Source organism: Pseudomonas sp. SDT291_1_S447, from assembly GCF_054070155.1.
In genome coordinates this window covers 1-3223 of sequence record NZ_JBSVXS010000230.1, presented here as the reverse complement: position 1 = coordinate 3223, position 3223 = coordinate 1, and the positions used below count along the sequence as shown (strand labels likewise).

The 3223-nt window shown below is 59.0% G+C and carries 3 protein-coding genes; 2 read left to right on the top strand and 1 reads right to left on the bottom strand.

The features are described from left to right. Positions 1-53: 53 nt before the first annotated feature. Complete coding sequence (locus ACW9IR_RS29035) at positions 54-764, bottom strand: TraX family protein (RefSeq protein WP_457466042.1); 711 nt, start codon at positions 762-764, stop codon at positions 54-56. Positions 765-890: 126 nt separating this feature from the next. Here ACW9IR_RS29035 and ACW9IR_RS29030 point away from each other — a divergent pair, with 126 nt between their 5' ends. Next, positions 891-1931 (top strand): threonine aldolase family protein, encoded by a 1041-nt coding sequence (locus ACW9IR_RS29030; RefSeq protein WP_007913115.1) that lies wholly within the window; start codon positions 891-893, stop codon positions 1929-1931. Positions 1932-2154: 223 nt separating this feature from the next. Next, on the top strand, positions 2155-2979 hold the full coding sequence (locus ACW9IR_RS29025) for an SDR family oxidoreductase (RefSeq protein WP_457466040.1): 825 nt from the start codon (positions 2155-2157) through the stop codon (positions 2977-2979). The last annotated feature ends 244 nt before the right edge of the window (positions 2980-3223 follow it).

Sequence of the window (3223 nt, the reverse complement as noted above, 5' to 3'; positions counted from 1 at the left end):
AGCAAATGTTGGCTGATACACCGCCATCGCGAGCAGGCTCACTCCTACAGGGGTTATGCGATCAACTGGCGGGCGGCGAGCAGCAGGAGAAAATGTGCGGGATAGAGGACGTACGCCCAGCGCCGCATCGGTGGCGGCTGAAGATGTCGCGCATGTCGCAACAGGAACATTCCTAGCATTGGCGCAAACAGGCATGTCGCAATACCGAGAATGGCGACGCTGTTACCGAACCTTGCCGAGTCGTACAGCACTTGCCATTGATTGGCAGCGAGACAGATCAATCCCGGCAGCAAGCTGAAATACCACGGACGGCGAAATACCAGCAGCATCGCCAACGGGAGCAGAACTCCGAAGAAGCCGAACATCAGGCGTTCCGGGAAAACTATCGCCAGCACCAGGGCAGCAACACCCAGCAATCGCGACATGATCGAGGGATCCTGCCACCCCCGCGCCACCAACAACCCCAGCGCCAGTGTCGGCATCACATTCAGCGTATCGGGCTCAGGAATGTACAGCCGATAGGGAATCTCACTGACAGCACTGAACAGCAACAACCAGCCCAGATAGCGCCATTCCATCCTCCGAGATCCATCGCGTGCCAGGTTCGCCGCCATCGCCAGACAAAACCACGGAAACGCCAGCCGCCCCGGCACATACAGCCAATCGGCGGAGAACCCGACATATCGCAGGTGATCGAACAACATGCTCAACAGCGCCAGCCACTTGAGCAGATTCAGCGCGCCGTCGCGTTTGCTCAAGTGCATAATCGTCCTACAAACTGGTAATTTCCTGAACGTGACATCCCGTGTGCTCCCCGGAAGATCTTCGGTAAAGTGCGCACCATCATTGACCACGAGCCTTCACAAGAGTCTCGACCACGGAAGCCGGCCATGACCGACAAGAGCCAACAATTCGCCAGCGACAACTACTCCGGTATCTGCCCTGAAGCCTGGGCTGCGATGGAGCAGGCCAACCACGGCCACCAGCGCGCGTATGGCGACGATGAATGGACCGCACGCGCGGCCGACCATTTCCGCCAATTGTTCGAAACCGACTGCGAAGTGTTCTTCGCCTTCAACGGCACCGCCGCCAACTCGCTGGCCCTGTCGTCGCTGTGCCAGAGTTACCACAGCGTGATCTGCTCGGAAACCGCCCACGTCGAAACCGACGAATGCGGCGCCCCGGAATTCTTCTCCAACGGCTCGAAACTGCTGATCGCCGGCACTGAAAACGGCAAGATCACCCCGCAATCGATCCGCGAAGTCGCGCTCAAGCGTCAGGATATTCACTATCCGAAACCGCGCGTCGTGACTCTGACTCAAGCCACCGAAGTCGGCAGCGTCTACACCCCGGAAGAAGTCCGCGCCATCAGCGCCACTTGCAAGGAACTGGGCCTGCACCTGCACATGGACGGCGCGCGTTTTTCCAACGCCTGCGCATTCCTCGGCTGCTCACCAGCGGATCTGACCTGGAAGGCCGGCGTTGACGTGCTGTGCTTCGGCGGCACGAAAAACGGCATGGCCGTGGGTGAAGCGATCCTGTTCTTCAACCACAAACTGGCGGAAGACTTCGACTACCGCTGCAAACAGGCCGGGCAACTGGCGTCGAAAATGCGCTTCCTCTCGGCACCGTGGGTCGGCATCCTCGAAAACGACGCCTGGCTCAAATACGCCCGCCACGCCAACCACTGCGCGCAGCTGCTGGCTGAACTGGTCAGCGACATTCCCGGCGTCGAACTGATGTTCCCGGTACAGGCCAATGGCGTGTTCCTGCAACTCTCGGAACCGGCCATCGCCGCGCTGACCGCAAAGAACTGGCGCTTCTACACCTTCATCGGCAAGGGCGGCGCACGCTTCATGTGCTCGTGGGACACCGAAGAAGAACGCGTCCGCGAGCTGGCCCGCGACATCCGCGAAGTCATGTCCGCCTGATCCCCCTGCACTGATCGTTCCCACGCTCCGCGTGGGAATGCCCCTCGGGACGCTCCGCGTTCCAGCCCCACCACTGTCGACATGCTTAACACCGCTATGACGCAGAGCGTCGACGGCAGCATTCCCACGCAGAGCGTGGGAACGATCAACAGGTTGTGCTTCTGCTTGGTCTACATTGTCTGTCGAGCCCTCCGCTCACATAACAATAAGCAGGAGCATCGGCATGTCGTTACAAGGCAAAACCCTGTTCATCACCGGCGCCAGCCGTGGCATTGGCCGTGAGATTGCGCTGCGTGCGGCGAAGGACGGGGCCAACATCGTTATTGCGGCGAAAAGCGCCGAACCCCACGCCAAACTGCCCGGCACCATCCACAGCGTCGCGGCTGAAGTCGAGGCGGCGGGCGGCAAGGCCTTGGCGTTGCAGGTGGATGTGCGTGATGAAGACGCGGTGCGTCAGGCTCTCGCCCAGGCCAACGAGCATTTCGGCGGCATCGATGCGCTGGTGAACAACGCCGGGGCGATCAAGCTGACGGGGGTGCAACACATCGAACTCAAGCGTTTCGACCTGATGCACCAGATCAACACCCGTGCGGTGTTGCTGTGCAGCCAGGCGGCCCTGCCCTACCTGAAGAAATCCGCCGGGCACATTCTCAACCTGTCGCCACCGTTGAATCTGGCGAGCAAGTGGTTTGCACAGTTTAGCCCTTACACCGTGACCAAGTACGGCATGAGCATGCTGACGCTGGGGATGAGTGAGGAATTTGCCAGTTACGGGATCAGCGTCAACTCACTGTGGCCGCAAACGATGATTGCCACGGCGGCGATTGAGTTTCACCTGGGTAATCGGGAGTCGTTCAAGCAGGCACGTCTGCCTTCGATCATGGCGGATGCGGCGCATGTGATTCTGCATAGCAGCGGGCGGCAGATTACCGGGCGGTTGTTGATTGATGAGGAAGTTTTGCGTGAGAGCGGTGTGACGGAGTTCGGTCAATATCGCTTTGATCGAGAAAGCGACGATGCGTTGATGCCGGATTTGTTTATCGACTGAAAAGCCCCTCACCCTAGCCCTCTCCCAGAGGGAGAGGGGACTGATTGGGGGATATTCAAGAATTACGCCGACGTGAAACTGCTTTACCGAATCCATAGTCGACTCGATATCTCAAGTCGATGTACCTCGTGAGAACAACTCGGTCAGTCCCTCTCCAAAAGAGAGAAGGGACTGATTGGGGGATATTCGAGAATTACGCCGACGTGAAACTGCTTTACCGAATCCATAGTCGACTCGATATCTC